16 protein-coding genes and 1 tRNA gene are annotated in these 13,711 nt (G+C 69.5%); 6 read left to right on the forward strand and 11 right to left on the reverse strand.

Annotation, left to right across the window (positions count from 1 at the left end):
* The 3 genes from ACE3TL_RS09090 to ACE3TL_RS09100 form a co-directional block, all read right to left on the reverse strand.
* On the reverse strand, positions 1 to 489 hold a 489-nt coding region (locus tag ACE3TL_RS09090; RefSeq protein WP_374578394.1), incomplete at its 3' end, for a demethoxyubiquinone hydroxylase family protein.
* Positions 486 to 1,004 (reverse strand): disulfide bond formation protein B, encoded by a 519-nt coding sequence (locus ACE3TL_RS09095; protein ID WP_374578395.1) that lies wholly within the window; start codon positions 1,002 to 1,004, stop codon positions 486 to 488. The genes ACE3TL_RS09090 and ACE3TL_RS09095, both read right to left, overlap by 4 nt.
* 41 nt (positions 1,005 to 1,045) lie before the next feature.
* Positions 1,046 to 1,624 (reverse strand): YqaA family protein, encoded by a 579-nt coding sequence (locus ACE3TL_RS09100; protein WP_374578396.1) that lies wholly within the window; start codon positions 1,622 to 1,624, stop codon positions 1,046 to 1,048.
* Between the two features lie 106 nt (positions 1,625 to 1,730).
* Here ACE3TL_RS09100 and ACE3TL_RS09105 point away from each other — a divergent pair, with 106 nt between their 5' ends.
* The 3 genes from ACE3TL_RS09105 (at position 1,731) to ACE3TL_RS09115 (ending at position 4,328) form a co-directional block, all read left to right on the forward strand.
* Positions 1,731 to 2,768 carry an isoaspartyl peptidase/L-asparaginase family protein gene (locus ACE3TL_RS09105; RefSeq protein WP_374578397.1) on the forward strand — a complete coding sequence of 346 codons (1,038 nt, stop codon included), beginning with the start codon at positions 1,731 to 1,733 and terminating at the stop codon, positions 2,766 to 2,768.
* A 273-nt stretch (positions 2,769 to 3,041) separates the two neighbouring features.
* Positions 3,042 to 3,317 (forward strand): hypothetical protein, encoded by a 276-nt coding sequence (locus ACE3TL_RS09110; protein ID WP_374533573.1) that lies wholly within the window; start codon positions 3,042 to 3,044, stop codon positions 3,315 to 3,317.
* Positions 3,318 to 4,328 (forward strand): fumarylacetoacetate hydrolase family protein, encoded by a 1,011-nt coding sequence (locus ACE3TL_RS09115; RefSeq protein WP_374578398.1) that lies wholly within the window; start codon positions 3,318 to 3,320, stop codon positions 4,326 to 4,328.
* 4 nt (positions 4,329 to 4,332) lie between these two features.
* Here ACE3TL_RS09115 and ACE3TL_RS09120 read toward each other — a convergent pair whose 3' ends face one another.
* From ACE3TL_RS09120 to ACE3TL_RS09130, 3 genes are all read right to left on the reverse strand, one after another.
* Positions 4,333 to 4,641, reverse strand: coding sequence for a hypothetical protein (locus ACE3TL_RS09120; RefSeq protein ID WP_374578399.1), 309 nt, complete (start codon positions 4,639 to 4,641; stop codon positions 4,333 to 4,335).
* Positions 4,642 to 4,730: 89 nt separating this feature from the next.
* Entirely contained in the window at positions 4,731 to 6,602 is a 1,872-nt protein-coding gene (locus tag ACE3TL_RS09125) for a ferrous iron transporter B (protein WP_374578400.1), read from the reverse strand.
* Between the two features lies 1 nt (position 6,603).
* Positions 6,604 to 6,924, reverse strand: coding sequence for a ferrous iron transport protein A (locus ACE3TL_RS09130; RefSeq protein ID WP_374578401.1), 321 nt, complete (start codon positions 6,922 to 6,924; stop codon positions 6,604 to 6,606).
* Positions 6,925 to 7,053: 129 nt separating this feature from the next.
* Here ACE3TL_RS09130 and ACE3TL_RS09135 point away from each other — a divergent pair.
* Positions 7,054 to 7,138: transfer RNA gene (locus ACE3TL_RS09135), tRNA-Leu, on the forward strand.
* A 22-nt stretch (positions 7,139 to 7,160) separates the two neighbouring features.
* On the opposite strand, the gene ACE3TL_RS09140 is transcribed toward ACE3TL_RS09135, so the two are convergent.
* Positions 7,161 to 7,829 (reverse strand): isoprenylcysteine carboxylmethyltransferase family protein, encoded by a 669-nt coding sequence (locus ACE3TL_RS09140; protein ID WP_374578402.1) that lies wholly within the window; start codon positions 7,827 to 7,829, stop codon positions 7,161 to 7,163.
* A gap of 75 nt (positions 7,830 to 7,904) precedes the next feature.
* On the opposite strand from ACE3TL_RS09140, the gene ACE3TL_RS09145 reads away from it, so the two are divergent.
* A complete protein-coding gene (locus ACE3TL_RS09145) occupies positions 7,905 to 8,351 on the forward strand; it encodes a GbsR/MarR family transcriptional regulator (RefSeq protein ID WP_374578403.1) in 447 nt (148 codons plus the stop codon).
* Positions 8,352 to 8,374: 23 nt separating this feature from the next.
* Here ACE3TL_RS09145 and ACE3TL_RS09150 read toward each other — a convergent pair whose 3' ends face one another.
* Genes ACE3TL_RS09150 through ACE3TL_RS09160 form a run of 3 tightly spaced genes read right to left on the reverse strand, consistent with a single transcriptional unit; the run spans position 8,375 to position 12,532 of the window.
* Positions 8,375 to 9,907, reverse strand: a complete 1,533-nt coding sequence (locus tag ACE3TL_RS09150; RefSeq protein ID WP_374578404.1) for a DHA2 family efflux MFS transporter permease subunit — start codon at positions 9,905 to 9,907, stop codon at positions 8,375 to 8,377.
* Positions 9,908 to 9,917: 10 nt separating this feature from the next.
* A complete protein-coding gene (locus ACE3TL_RS09155) occupies positions 9,918 to 11,081 on the reverse strand; it encodes an HlyD family efflux transporter periplasmic adaptor subunit (RefSeq protein ID WP_374578405.1) in 1,164 nt (387 codons plus the stop codon).
* Between the two features lie 38 nt (positions 11,082 to 11,119).
* Positions 11,120 to 12,532 carry an efflux transporter outer membrane subunit gene (locus tag ACE3TL_RS09160; RefSeq protein WP_374578406.1) on the reverse strand — a complete coding sequence of 471 codons (1,413 nt, stop codon included), beginning with the start codon at positions 12,530 to 12,532 and terminating at the stop codon, positions 11,120 to 11,122.
* 112 nt (positions 12,533 to 12,644) lie between these two features.
* Between ACE3TL_RS09160 and ACE3TL_RS09165 the strand changes: the two genes are divergently transcribed.
* The gene (locus tag ACE3TL_RS09165) at positions 12,645 to 13,280 is read left to right on the forward strand and encodes a TetR/AcrR family transcriptional regulator (protein ID WP_374578407.1); all 636 of its coding nucleotides are present in this window, start codon (positions 12,645 to 12,647) and stop codon (positions 13,278 to 13,280) included.
* Here the strand turns inward: ACE3TL_RS09165 and cueR are convergent.
* A complete protein-coding gene (gene cueR / locus ACE3TL_RS09170; RefSeq protein WP_374578408.1) occupies positions 13,277 to 13,711 on the reverse strand; it encodes a Cu(I)-responsive transcriptional regulator in 435 nt (144 codons plus the stop codon). The two genes, ACE3TL_RS09165 and cueR, sit on opposite strands and share 4 nt — an antisense overlap.

Genomic DNA, 13,711 nt, shown 5'->3' on the forward strand with positions numbered 1-13,711 from the left:
AGCCTCGCGCGCGCCTTCCTCCAGCGCATGGTCGCGGTGGGCGATCTCCTCGTCGCGGAACTTGGTGAGCTCGGCGGCGAGTTCGGGTTCGCGGCCTTCCAGTTCGGCGATCTGGCCGGCGTAGTGGCGCTCGATCACGTCCTCGACCGCCTCGGTGCAGGCATGGGCGGCCTTCTCGCCCAGGAGGGCGGTGCCGGCGCCGAGGGCGAAGCCGGCGACGCGCCAGAGCGGGGTCATGGCGGTCGGGCGAACCTTGTGGTCGTTCAGCAGCTTGTCGAAGCGCGAGAGGTGCTCGATCTCGTCGGCCTCCATCTCGGCGAGCTGGCCGGTGATGCGCTCGCGGCCCTTGGCGGCGCGCAGCACGGCGAGCTGGCCGCGATAGATGTGGACCGCGCCGAGCTCGCCGGCGTGATCGACCCGCAGAATCTCGGCCCGGCGCTGGCTGGTCGCGCCAGCGCCGGGCCTGGGGGGAAGGGGTTTGCCGCTCATCGCGTCGTTCTCCGTTCATGCGCCACGGCCAGGCCGCTGAGCACGGTGAGGGCCAGGGAAGCCAGGGCGTTCCAGCCGGCCATGGAGAGGCCGAGGAACACCCAGGCCGCTTCGTCGCAGGCCGGCGGCTTGATCCTGGCGCCTTGCAGCAGGTCGGTCATCTGGCTGGCGTCGACGATCGCGCCGCCCCCCGAGCAGGCGGTGGGGCCGGGCCAGAACTTCCATTCGACGCCGGCATGATAGACCGCCAGGGCCACGCCCGCGGCGAAGACCAGGGCCAGGGCGGCGTTGAAGGCCAGGCGGAACCGCTCGCCGCCGCGCAGACGCGTCGCCAGCATGCCGGCCAGGGCCAGGGCCGCAGCCAGCCAATAGACCTCTCGCGCGCGCAGGCAGAGGGTGCAGGGCGCCAGGCCCCCGAAGGTCTCGAAAGCGTGCGCGATGGCCAGCATCGCCAGCGAGGCGACCAGGGCGCTCAGGCGCCAGCGTTGCAGCACGGGACGGAGAAAGGCGCTCATCGTTGGCGATATGACCTCAAAACCTGCGCCGTCCCAAGGGGTCAGGTCAGCATCTTCAGGGCGACCACCAGGGCGACCAGGGCCACGACGCCCAGCGAGCCGTAGAGCGCTATGCGCTTTTCGAACTCGGCCAGCATGGCCGGGCCGAAATATTTCAGGATCGCGGCCACGGCGAAGAAGCGCACGCCGCGGGTCAGGATCGAGGCCCAGACGAAGGTGACGAGCGAGAACTGCGCCAGGCCCGCGGTGATGGTCACCAGCTTGTACGGGATCGGGGTCGCGCCCTTGATGAGGATCACCCACAGGCCCCATTCGGCGAACCATTTTTCGAAGGCGGCCTTGCCGTCCGGGTGGCCCATGAGGGTCAGCAGCCACAGGCCGACCGGCTCCAGATAGAAGCCGATGGCGTAACCCAGCAGGCCGCCGACCACCGAGGCGGCGGTGCAGATGCCGGCGTAGACGAAGGCGCGCTCGGGCCGGGCCAGCACCATCGGCGCCAGCATCACGTCCGGCGGGATGGGAAAGAACGAGCTTTCGGCGAAGGAAACCACGGCCAGGCTGGTCGGGGCGTGGCGCGATCCGGCCAAGCCCATGACCCAGTCGTACATCTTGCGAAACATGGCGCCCCGACTTGCGATTTGCGCCTTGCTATCAGGCGAAAGGGCGCTTGTCTCCGGCGACGGCGTCGGGCAATCCGGAAGCCGCCCAACCCGCCAAGGAGGCCCGATGCGCATCCTGACCCTTGCTCTTGTGATGACCGCCCTGATGACCAGCCAAGCCCTCGCCGCGCCCAAATGGGCCATCGTCGTCCACGGCGGCGCCGGAGTGATCGAGCGCAGCCAGCTCACGCCCGAACAGGAGGCGGCCTATCGCGCCGCCATGACGCGGGTGACCGAAGCCGGGGCCAAGGTGCTGAAGGACGGCGGCAGCGCGATGGACGCGATCGAGGCGACCATCCACCTGCTGGAGGACGATCCGCTGTTCAACGCCGGGCGCGGAGCGGTGTTCACGGCCGAGGGCCGCAACGAACTCGACGCTGCGATGATGGACGGCAAGACGCTGAAGGCCGGGGCCGTGGCGGGGGTGACCCGCACGCGCCATCCGATCTCGCTGGCCCGCGCGGTGATGGAAAAGTCGCCGCACGTGATGTTGATCGGCGCCGGGGCGGACGCGTTCTCCAAGGCCGAAGGTCTGGAGCAGGTCGATCCAAGCTATTTCTTCACCGAACGCCGCTGGAAGAGCCTGGAGACCTTCGCCAGGGCCAACGATCTGCCGGTTCCGGCCAGGCCCGCGGGCGTCAAGACGCCGGATTCGGCCGAGGGCCTGGCCCATGACGAAGGCAAGCACGGCACGGTCGGGGTGGTCGCCCTGGACAGCCAGGGGAACGTGGCGGCCGGGACATCGACCGGCGGCACCACCGGCAAGCGCTGGGGCCGGGTGGGCGACAGCCCGATCATCGGCGCGGGCACCTACGCCTCGAACGCCTCGTGCGCGGTCTCGGCCACCGGGACGGGCGAGTATTTCATCCGCCTGACCGTGGCGCGCGACGTCTGCGCCCTGGTCGAGCTGAAGGGCCTGAGCCTGCAGGCCGCCGCCGACGAGGTGGTGCAGAAGAAGCTGACCGCCCTGGGCGGCGACGGCGGGATCATCGCCGTGGCGCCCAACGGCCAGATCGCCTGGAGCTACAACACCTCGGGCATGTACCGCGCCAGCATGGCCGAGGGCCGGCCGCTCAGCGTCGGCATCTACAAGGACGAGCCCTGAGCTTTCCTCCCCATTGTGATCGGGAAGGGGGAAGCGTGCGTAGGGCTCTACATGGGTGTCACCCCGGTTTGCGAAGCAAGACCGGGGCCCATGAACGTCGACGGATTTGAATAGGGTCCAGCGGCTCAAGATTCTGAAATCTCAGGTGTTCATGGACCCCGGACAAGCGCTGCGCGCTTTCCGGGGCGACACCGGAGGGGGCGCTGCGCGCGTGATAGCCTGGCGAAATCGACGCTGGCGACGGAGTGCAGAGGGCGCGATAGACTTGTCGTCATGGCTCACATGGACCCCCAGCTCGACCTGACCGAAGCGGCGCAAGAGGAACTGGAGCGCGCCTGTTCGCTCGGGCGGCGCGACATGGCCGCCTGCACGCCCTGGGGCGACACCTATGAAGGCTATACGCCCGCCGGCCGCGAGGTGTGTTTCGAGCGCAATTATCTGTGGGCAGGTGAGCCGGGCGGAGACATCTGCGTCGAGGTCGTGGTCTATTTCCCCGAAGCCTACGAGCAGGGCGTGCGCGTGACACGCACCGTGGGCGCGGAGGACTGAATGAAGCTCGCGTCGCTGAAGGGCGGACGTGACGGCCGTCTGGTCGTCGTCTCGCAGGATCTGGCCTGGTATGCGGATGCGGGCGCGATAGCGCCGACCTTGCAGAGCGCACTGGACGATTGGGACCGGGCCGAGCCGCTGCTGCGCGGCCTGGCGCAGAGCCTGGAGCATGGCGCGGTCCCGCGCGAGCGGTTCCACGAGCACGAGGCGGCCAGCCCCCTGCCGCGCGCCTATCAGTGGGCCGATGGCTCGGCCTATGTGAACCACGTGGCCCTGGTGCGCCAGGCGCGCGCCGCCGACATGCCGCAGAGCTTCTGGACCGATCCGCTGATGTACCAGGGCGGTTCGGACGGGTTCCTGGGCCCGCGCGATCCCATCCCGCTGGCGGACGAAGGCTTCGGCTGCGACATGGAGGGCGAGATCGCCGTGATCGTCGGCGACGTGCCGATGGGGGCGAGCCGGGAGGAGGGCCTGGCGGCGATCCGGCTGGTGATGCTGTGCAACGACGTCTCGCTGCGCAACCTGATCCCTGGGGAGATCGGCAAGGGGTTCGGGTTCTTCCAGTCCAAGCCGGCCTCGGCCTTCTCGCCGGTGGCGGTGACGCCGGACGCCCTGGGCGAGGCCTGGAGGGACGGCAGGCTGCACGGGGCGCTGGAGGTCGAACTGAACGGCGCGCCGCTGGGCTGCGCCGACGCCGGGATCGACATGACCTTCGATTTCGGAACCCTGATCGCGCATGCGGCCCGCACGCGGGCGCTGGGCGCCGGTACGATCATCGGGTCGGGCACGGTGTCGAACCGCGGGCCGGACGATGGGCCTGGCAAGACCATCGCCGAGGGCGGGGTCGGCTATTCGTGCCTGGCCGAATTGCGGACGGTGGAGACCCTTACCGCGGGCGCGCCGAAGACGCCGTTCATGCGGCGCGGCGACGTGGTGCGCATCGAGATGCGCGACGTACGGCGTCACACCCTGTTCGGCGCCATCGAGCAGACGGTCGAAGCGCCCGGCTGACCGGTCAGTGGGCGGTGACGGGCTTCAGGCCCCAGCGGTGCGAGCCTTCGCCGAACCGCAGGTGGAAGCCATAGAGCGCGCGGCGGGCCTCGTCGCGCCAGGTCTCTTCGAACGAGACGATGATCGCGTGCTCGAAGTCCTCGGGGATGTTCTTCACGTCGACGCCGACTTCGCGCGCGACATTGACGATCACGTCGCGGCGGTGTGCTTCGCCCCCGAAATAGACGAGGGTCTCGCGGATGCGTTCGACCAGGTTTTCCGTGGCCGGACGTTGCGTCGCCTTGCGACGGGATTTCTTCTGAGTTCGGTCCATTCTAGCCCCCACCCAATGGCGTCAAGCTAGGATGCTCGCCTTTAGCGAGCGTTAATCGCCGAAGTTAAACCCCGTTCACACCGTCGCGCTCAGCCCGCGCCCAGCGCGACGGCGGTGTGATAGACGATGAACGAGGCGGCGTAGGCGAGCGTCACCATGTAGGCGAACATCACGGTCGGCCAGATCCAGCTATTGGTCTCGCGCTTCACGACGCCGAGGGTCGGCGCGCACTGCGGGGCGAAGACGTACCAGACCAGGAACGACAGGCCGGTGGCCAGCGACCAGTGGCCGGACAGGGTGGTGGCCAGGGCGCCGACGTTGTTCTCCGCATCGCCCACCGCATAGACCGTGCCCAGGGTGGCGACCGCGACCTCGCGGGCGGCCATGCCGGGCACCAGGGCGATCGACATCTGCCAGTTGAAGCCGATGGGGGCCAGGAGCGGCTGGATCGCATGGCCGATGATGCCGGCGAAGCTGTAGTCGATGGCGGGCGCCGTGGCGCCTTCCGGCGGATAGGGGAAGGTCGACAGCACCCAGATCAGGATCATCAACGGCAGGATGATCCGGCCGGCGCGGTTGATGAAGATCTTGGCGCGCAGGCCGAGGTTGCGCAGCACGTTCATCGGCTCGGGCAGCTTGTAGGTCGGCAGCTCCATCAGGAACGGCTCGACCGCGCTGCGCCAGAAGATGCGGCGGATGACGAAGGAGACCGCCAGGGCGCTGAGGATGCCGGCGGCGTAGAGGCCGAACATCACCAGCCCCTGCAGGCTGAACACGCCCCAGACCTTGGTGTTGGGAATGAAGGCCCCGATGATAAGGGTGTAGACCGGAATCCGCGCCGAACAGGTCATCAGCGGCGCCACCAGGATGGTGGTGAGCCGGTCGCGCTTGTTGTCGATCACCCGGGTCGACATGATCCCCGGGATCGCGCAGGCGAAGGAGGACAGCAGGGGGATGAAGGCGCGGCCGTGCAGGCCCGCCCCGCCCATGATCTTGTCCATCAGGAAGGCCGCCCGGGACATGTAGCCCAGGTCCTCCAGCATGATGATGAAGAAGAACAGGATCAGGATCTGCGGCAGGAACACCAGCACGCTGCCGACCCCGGCGATCAGGCCGTCCGAGATCAGGCTGTGCAGCAGCGGATTGGGAATGTAGTCGCCCACGAAGACGGCCAAGGCGCCGAAGGCCGCCTCGATGCCGTCCATGGCCGGCGTCGCCCAGGTGAACACCGCCTGGAACATCAGGAACAGCAGGCCGAGCAGGATGACCAGCCCGCCGATCGGATGCAGCAGGACGGAGTCGATCCGCCCGGTCCAGGTGTCGGGATGCTCGGGCGGGCGGACGTAGGCGCGCACCAGGCGCTGGGCCTCGGCGTGGGCCTGGCGGATCTCGGCGGCGGTGGGCTCGCGCCAGGTGTTCTCGCCGGCCAGGCGGCCCTCGGCGATCAGGGCGTCGACCTGCGAGAGCAGATCCTCGATCCCGCGCTTGCGGGTGGCGACGGTGGTGACGATGGGGGCGCCGATCTCGCGCGAGAGGCCCTCGAGGTCGATGCGCAGGCCCTGGCGCTGGGCGATGTCGTACATGTTGAGCGCCAGCACCATCGGGCGGCCGACCTGCTTCAACTCCAGCGCCAGGCGCAGGACGAGGCGCAGGTTGGTGGCGTCGGCCACGCAGATGACGATCTCGGGCGGGACCTCCCCGGCCAGGCGGCCGAGCACGGCGTCGCGGGTGACGACCTCGTCCGGGCTGCGGGCGCGCAGGGAATAGGTACCCGGCAGGTCGAGTATGGAAAGGGCGTGGCCGGCGGGGGAGACGACGCTGCCTTCCTTCCGCTCGACGGTGACGCCGGCGTAGTTGGCGACCTTCTGGCGCGAGCCGGTCAGGGCGTTGAAGAGGGCGGTCTTGCCGGAATTGGGATTGCCGACCAGGGCGATCCTGGCCGGGGAAAGCACTTCACTCATATCACGCGTGGTCCAGCAGGATGAACACGTCCTCGGCGTCGCGGCGGCGCAGGGCCACGCGCATGTCGTCCAGCCGCACGGCGATCGGGTCGTGGCCGATGGCGCCTTCGTGGATCACCTCGATGCGGGCGCCCTCGACGAAGCCGAACTCCAGCAGGCGGCGTTGAAGTTCCTCGACATCGACGCCGTGCGCGGAAGGCTTGCTCTCGGCGCGCACGTCGACGACGACTCCGGCGTCGCCCAGGGACGCTTCGCTGAGCCGGACCACGACGCCGTCCGTCGGCGTGGCGTCGGCTTCGGGCCGGAGCGAAAGGTTGTTCATTCGGACAGGCTTCCTTGGAGAACTATTTGCGAACGATTATCAGTTCGAGCGGCGGCCGTCGAGAGCGCGGCCGTGCGTAATTTCCCCTGGACAGGCCAGGGCCTGCGAAATACCTCACCCTCTCCACATGCGGGCGTGGTGAAACTGGTAGACGCGCCGGACTCAAAATCCGGTTCCGAAAGGAGTGTCGGTTCGAGCCCGACCGCCCGCACCACATGCTCTTCTCATGCGTGTCGTCACCAGACGTGGGGAATCCAGCGGAAGCGGACACGTTCCGCATAGGCTGTGTAGCCCGGCAGGTCTCGGCGTAGCGCCTGCTCTTCGCGCAGGGTGCGCCAAGCCAGGATCGCGGCGAGGATGGCCGTGCCGACGAGGCCCAGCCAGGAGCCGAGCACGAGCGGCATGCAGAGGAACAACAGCAGCGCGCCGGCGTACATCGGGTGGCGGATGACCGCGTAGGGGCCGGTGTCGATCACCGACTGACCCTCCTGCACCTTCACGACAGGGGCTGCGAAGACGTTTTCGCGAAACGTCCTCCAGACCCCGAAGCCGTAGGCGAACATGCCGATGAGGCCGGCGACCTGCAGCCAGACCGGTACGGCCCTGAAGTCGCCGCGCGCCGCGTCCCAGGCCATGAACGCCACCCAGGCGCAGAAGAGCAGCATGAAGCCGCTGAGCCAGACCCTGTCCCAGAGGGGCTGACCCCGCTGGACCGGGGAACTCATGCGTTCGGCCAGCAGGGCGGGGCTCGCGCGGGCGAGCCAGGCGATGGCCGCGACGCTTCCCAGAGTGAAGACGATCAGCAGCGCCCATCCGCCCGGATAGTTCAGCGTGCCTGCGGGCGCGAACAGGAGAAGCATGAGGAAGGCCGTCCAGGCGGCCGTCTTCAGGAGATAGGTCAGCATCGCAGCCCCGCATGATGGCGACGTGAAGCGGTTGAACCTGTCGCTCGAATTTGATATATTCGGTATATGTCGAATATGTCAAATGCAGAGACGGCGGCCGGGTTCATCGAGGATGTGGCGCGCCAATTGATCCCCTGGGGCGTGCCGGCGGCTGCAGCGCGGCTCTACGGCTACCTGCTGCTGGCGGCCCAGCCGGTGAGTCTCGACCAGATCGCGGCGGACCTGCAGGTCGCCAGGAGCACCGCCTTCGTCGCGGCCCGGTTGCTGGAGCAGTACATGCTGGCGCGGCGCATCGGGCAGCGCGGCACCAAGCGCGTGCTCTACGCGGCGTCCGACAATTACGAGGCCATGCTCGCCGCGCAGAACCGCATGGTGGAGAGCCTGGCGGAGGTGTTCGAGCGAGGCTCGGGCATCGCCCCCACGCCAGCGCGCGAGCGGCTGGTCGAGGTGGCGGAGTTCTATCGCGTCACGCAGCGGGCGATGGATGCGGCGCTCGAAACCTGGCGGGCCGGCCGCCGATAGCCGGAGCCAGGTCTTTGCCTCCGCTAGTGACCGCCGCCGGGCGGGGACGCCTGCTTGGGCCGCGGCGCCAGCCAGATGGTGGTGGCGGCGATCGCGAAGACGACGGCGGTGGCCATGTACATGGCGTTGGTCGACAGCATCACCGCCTGGGTCTGGACCAGGCCCTCGAGCTGGCCGAGCGCCTGGGCCGGAGTGAAGCCGTGGGCGGTCATGGCCTCGAGCGCGCCGCCGGGCTGGTTCAGGGCGCCGGCCAGTTCGCTGCGCTTGGCGCTGGCGTCGTTCTCCCAGGCGGTGGTCATGATCGAGGTGGCGAAGGCCCCGGCCACCACCCGCAGGAAGTTGGCGACGCCGGCGGCCGCGGCGGTTTCCTCCGGGGCCACGGCGCCCAGGGCGATGCTCTGGGTCGGGATGAAGAAGAACGGCATGGCGAAGCCCAGGAAGAGCTGCGGCATGATGATCGAGGTGAAGTCTGCGCCGGTGTTGAAGTGGGTGCGCCAGATGGCGATGCCCGCCATCCAGAACACGCCGAACGAGACCAGGGCCCGCGGGTCGCGCCGGGCGACCTGGCTGGCGACGATAGGCGACATCACCACCGCCAGCACGCCCTGGAAGGCGGCGGCGTAGCCGGCCCAGGTGGCGGTGTAGCCCATGTTGGTCTGTAGCCAGAGCGGCAGGATCACCACGCTGGCGAAGAAGGCGCCGAAGGTCAGGCTGAGCGTCGTCACCCCCACGGAGAAGCCGCGGTGACGGAAGATGCGCAGATTGACGATCGGGTTCCGTGAGGTCAGCTCCCAGATCAGGAAGGCGGCGAAGCCGATGGCCGCGACGATGGCCAGGACGACGATGGTCGTGGAGGCGAACCAGTCCAGCTCCTTGCCCTTGTCGAGCATGATCTGCAGCGAGCCGACCCAGACCACCAGCAGGCCCAGGCCCACATAGTCGACCGGCACGCGCCGCGTCGGGCTCTCGCGGTGGATCAGCGAGCGATAGGCCAGGAACGCCACCCCGAAGGCGACCGGGATGTTGATGAAGAAGATCCAGTGCCAGCCGATGTTGTCGGACAGCATGCCGCCGAGGATCGGCCCGGCGATGGGGCCGACGACGGTGGTCATGCTCCAGAGGCCGAGGGCCTGGGGCGCGCGCTCCTTGGGGAAGATCTGCAGCAGCAGGGTCTGGGACATCGGCATGATCGGGCCGCCGCAGAAGCCCTGGAGCACGCGCCCGGCGACCAGGAAGCCGAAGGTCGGGGCCAGGCCGCAGAGGATCGAGCAGACCCCGAAGCCGACCAGGCCGAACACGAAGACCTTCACCGCTCCGAACCGCTGGGCGAGCCAGCCGGAGAGGGGGACCGTGATCGCCTCGGCCACCGAATAGGAGGTGATGACCCAGGTGCCCTGGCTGGGCGAGACGGCCAGGCCGCCGGCGATGTGCGGCACGGCGACGTTGGCGATGGTGATGTCCAGCACCACCATGAAGTTGGCCAGGCCGAGCAGCAGCCCGGTCAGCAGCAGCGGCGCGCCCGTCAGGGGCGCCGGCGTCGAGTGGCTCTGGCTCACGGGCCGGCTCCTATCTGGAGACGTCGATCACGGCGTCCATGGACAGGCCGACGCGCAGCGGATGCTCGGCCAGTTCCTTGGGGTCGAGGGTGATGCGCACCGGCACGCGCTGAACTACCTTGATCCAGTTGCCGGTGGCGTTCTGGGCCGGGATCAGGGCGAAGGCCGAACCGGTGCCGCCGCCGACTCCGGCGACCTTGCCGTGGAACTTCACGCCCTTGCCATAGAGGTCGCTGGTCAGCTCGACCGCCTGGCCGGGGCGTACCTTGCGGAGCTGAACCTCCTTGAAGTTGGCGTCCACATAGGCGGTCTGGATCGGGACGATGCTCATCACCGCGGCGCCGCTCGCGACCTTCTGGCCGACGACGACGGCCTTGCGCGCGACGATGCCGTCGACCGGGGCGCGGATGGTGGTGCGGGCCAGGTCCAACTCGGCCTGGGCGAGCTTGGCGCGGGCGGCGGCGACTTCGGGGTTGTCGGCCAAGCCGGCGCCGGCGACCAGGGCGGCGGCGGCCTTCTGCTGGCCGGCCGACTGGGCGGCGCTGGCCCTGGCCTGGGCCAGGCCCGCCTGGGCGGCGGCGAGGGCGGCCTTGGCGGCCTCGAAACGATTTTCGGCCTGGGTCAGCTCGTCGCCCGAAACGGCGCCGGAGGCCGAGAGGTTGCGGCGGCGGCCATATTCGACCTCGGCCCGCGAATAGTCGGAACGGGCGCTGGCCAGGGCGGCCTCGGCGCGGGCGATGTCGGCGGTGCGGGCCGCGGTCTGGGCGCCCAGGGCCTCGTCATTGGCGAAGTACTGGCCGACGCGCCGTTCGGCCTGGCCGAGCTCGGCCTTGGCGCGGTCGAGGGCGAGCTGATAGTCGGCCGGGTCGATCACGGCGATGACCTGGCCCTTCTTGACCACCATGGTCTCGCCGACCGGCGTCTGGAGGATGGGGCCGGAGACCAGGGCGGTCACCTGGGCGGTGTCGGCGCCGACATAGGCGTTGTCGGTGGTCACCCGCCGCGAACCGACCAGCAGCCAGTAGGCGCCCCAGATCAGGGCGAGGACGAGGATCACCGCGCCGAGGATGGAGAACAGGCGCTTGCGCCTGGCGCCGGCTCCAGCGCGGGCGGCGGGAGCGGGGGCTGCGATTTCGGCGGCGGCTTGCGGGGGAGGACCGATGTCGTCGGGCATGGAAGCGTCTTTCCGGGGGAAGGCGGAAATGGTTGGGATCAGGCGGCGCGGAAGCCGCCGCCGAGGGCGCGGACCAGGGCCGCGTCGAGGGTGAGGGCGCGGGCTTCCAGGTCGGCGGCGGCGCGTCGTTGCTGGATGACGGCGTTTTCGGCCGTCAGCACCGAGGTGTAGGATTCCAGCCCGCCTTCGTAGCGCAGGCGGGCGATGCGATAGGCCTCCTCGCCCTTGGCCAGGGCCAGGCGCGCGGCGGTCAGGCGTTCGCCCAGGGCGCGCTCGCCGGCGGCGGCGTCGGCCACCTCGCGCAGGGCCTGGACCAGGGTGGCGTCATATGCGGCCACGGCGGCGTCGTATTCGGCCCGCGCGCCGCGATAGGCGCCCGAGAGGCGGCCGCCCTGGAAGATCGGCAGGCTGACGGCTAGGCCTGCCTGGCCGATGTCGGAGCCGGACTTGGTGAGCATGTCCAGGCCCAGCGACTGGGCGCCGGCGAAGGCGGCGAGATTGATGTTCGGATAGAAGGCGGCGTGCGCGACGTCGATCCGCCGGGCGGCGGCCTGGGCGCGCAGGCGGGCGGCCTGGAGATCCGGGCGGCGGCCGAGCAGGTCGGCGGCGAGGTTCTGCGGCAGGCCGAAATCGCGGCCGGCGGCCGGCTGCGGGCGGGCGATCGAGAGCCCCCGGTCAGGGCCGGCGCCCATCAGGGCTGCGAGCTGGTCGCGGGCGAGGGCGAGCTGCTCGTTCGCGGCGGCGAGGTCCTGGTCGGCGCCGGCTAGGCCCGCCTCGGCCTGGCGAAGTTCGCCCTGGTTGGCCGCGCCGTTGGCGACGCGCTGGGCGACGAGCTGGCGGGTCGCCTCGCGATTGGCCCTGGCCTGCTCGGCCGCCTCCTGCTGGGCGAAGGCGCGGGAGAGGTCGGCATAGGCGCCGACCAGGGCGGTGGTCAGCACCAGGCGGGCCTGGACGGCGTCCATCTCGGCGGCGGTCGCCTCGGAGGTGGCGGCGGCCAGGGCGGCGCGGTTCTTGCCCCACAGGTCGAGGTCGAAGGAAAGGTCGAGGGTCGCGCGGCCGGTGTCGTTGTAGCCCTGGGGCGTGAAGGCTGGCGGAATGCCGTTGTTGTAGCTCTGCTTGGTCTGAGCCGCCTGGGCGTTGGCCGTCAGGCCGGGCAGCAGGGCCGCGCGGCCCTGCTGGACATGGGCCTGGGCGATGCGCAGCCGCGCCTGCGCCTGAACCAGGGTGGGCGAGCCGGCCAGGGCCTCGTCCACGAGGCCGTCGAGCTGGGCGTCGCCATAGGTCTTCCACCACTGGTCGGATGGCCAGTCGGCGGCGGGCGCCTGGAAGCTTTCGGTTGCGGCATAGGCCTGCGCCGACCGGACCTGGGGGGCTGGACCCAGGTCGGGGACGGCCGCGCAGCCCGCCAGGAGGAGGGCCGCCGTCACGGGGGGGAGGATCAGGCGGGCCATGCCGCGTCTCGCAAACTGAAGGCTGGGTGTTGTATGGCTGGAAAACCGTACGGTACGGTCATATGTTTGACAGGCTGGACGACGTCAAGTCCAAACCGTACAGGATGGTCAGATGGTGGCAGGCGCACCCCAGAGCAAGCGGGAGGGACGCAGGGACGAACGCCGCGACGGCATTCTCGACGTCGCGCGCGAGTGCTTCCTGGCCGAAGGCTATGCCGCGACCTCGATGTCGACCATCGCCGCGCGCTTGGGCGGCTCGAAGGGCACGCTCTACAACTATTTCAAATCCAAGGAAGAATTGTTCGAGGCCATGATGCAGCGCCAGTGCGGCGCCCTGGCCGAGACGCTGTTCGACCTGGCCCACGACGCCGCCGGGCCGCGCGAGCGCCTGGAGCATTTCGCCGAAAGCTTCCTGCGCCTGCTGCTGAGCGCGGAGTCGCGCGGCATCCAGCGCCTGGTGGTCTCCGAGAACGAGCGGTTCCCCGAAATCGGACGGATGTTCTACGATCTCGGCCCCAAGGCCGTGCTGATGAAGGTCGGGGAGTATCTGGCCGACCTGATGGGCCAGGGCGTGCTGCGCCGCGCCGATCCCTTCGTGGCGGCCCAGCAGTTCAAGGACCTGGCGATTTCGGGCGTCTTGCAGCCGCGAATCTGGGGCGTGGTCACCGACGAAATGACCGACGCCGAGATCGAGACCCAGGTGATCCGCGCAGTCGACACCTTCCTGCGCGCCTATCGTCCGGACTAGGCAGGCCGCCGCGACGGCGGCGGCTTCGGCTCCGACGGCAGGGAGCCGGCGGTAAGGTCGGCCAGGATCGGGCAGTCGGGGCGATCATCGCCCGCGCAGCAGTGCGAGAGGTGGCGCAGGGTCTCGGCCATGGCCTGCATCTCGGCGATCCGCGCGTCCAGCCCGGCCAGGTGCCGCTCAGCGATGGCTTTCACCTCGCGGCTGGGGCGCTCGCGGTCGCGCCAGAGCGAGAGGAGTTGGGTGATCTCGGCCATCGAGAAGCCCAGCGAGCGCGCGCGGCGGATGAAGCGCAGTTCGTTCAACTCGCGCTCGCCATACTCCCGATAGTTGGCGTCGTTGCGCGCCGAGGGCTGCACCAGGCCGATCTCGTCGTAATAGCGGATCATCTTGGTGGTGACGCCGGACGCCTTGGACGCCTGTCCGATGTTCAT

The organism is Phenylobacterium sp. (genome assembly GCF_041920015.1).
Lineage (GTDB): Bacteria > Pseudomonadota > Alphaproteobacteria > Caulobacterales > Caulobacteraceae > Phenylobacterium.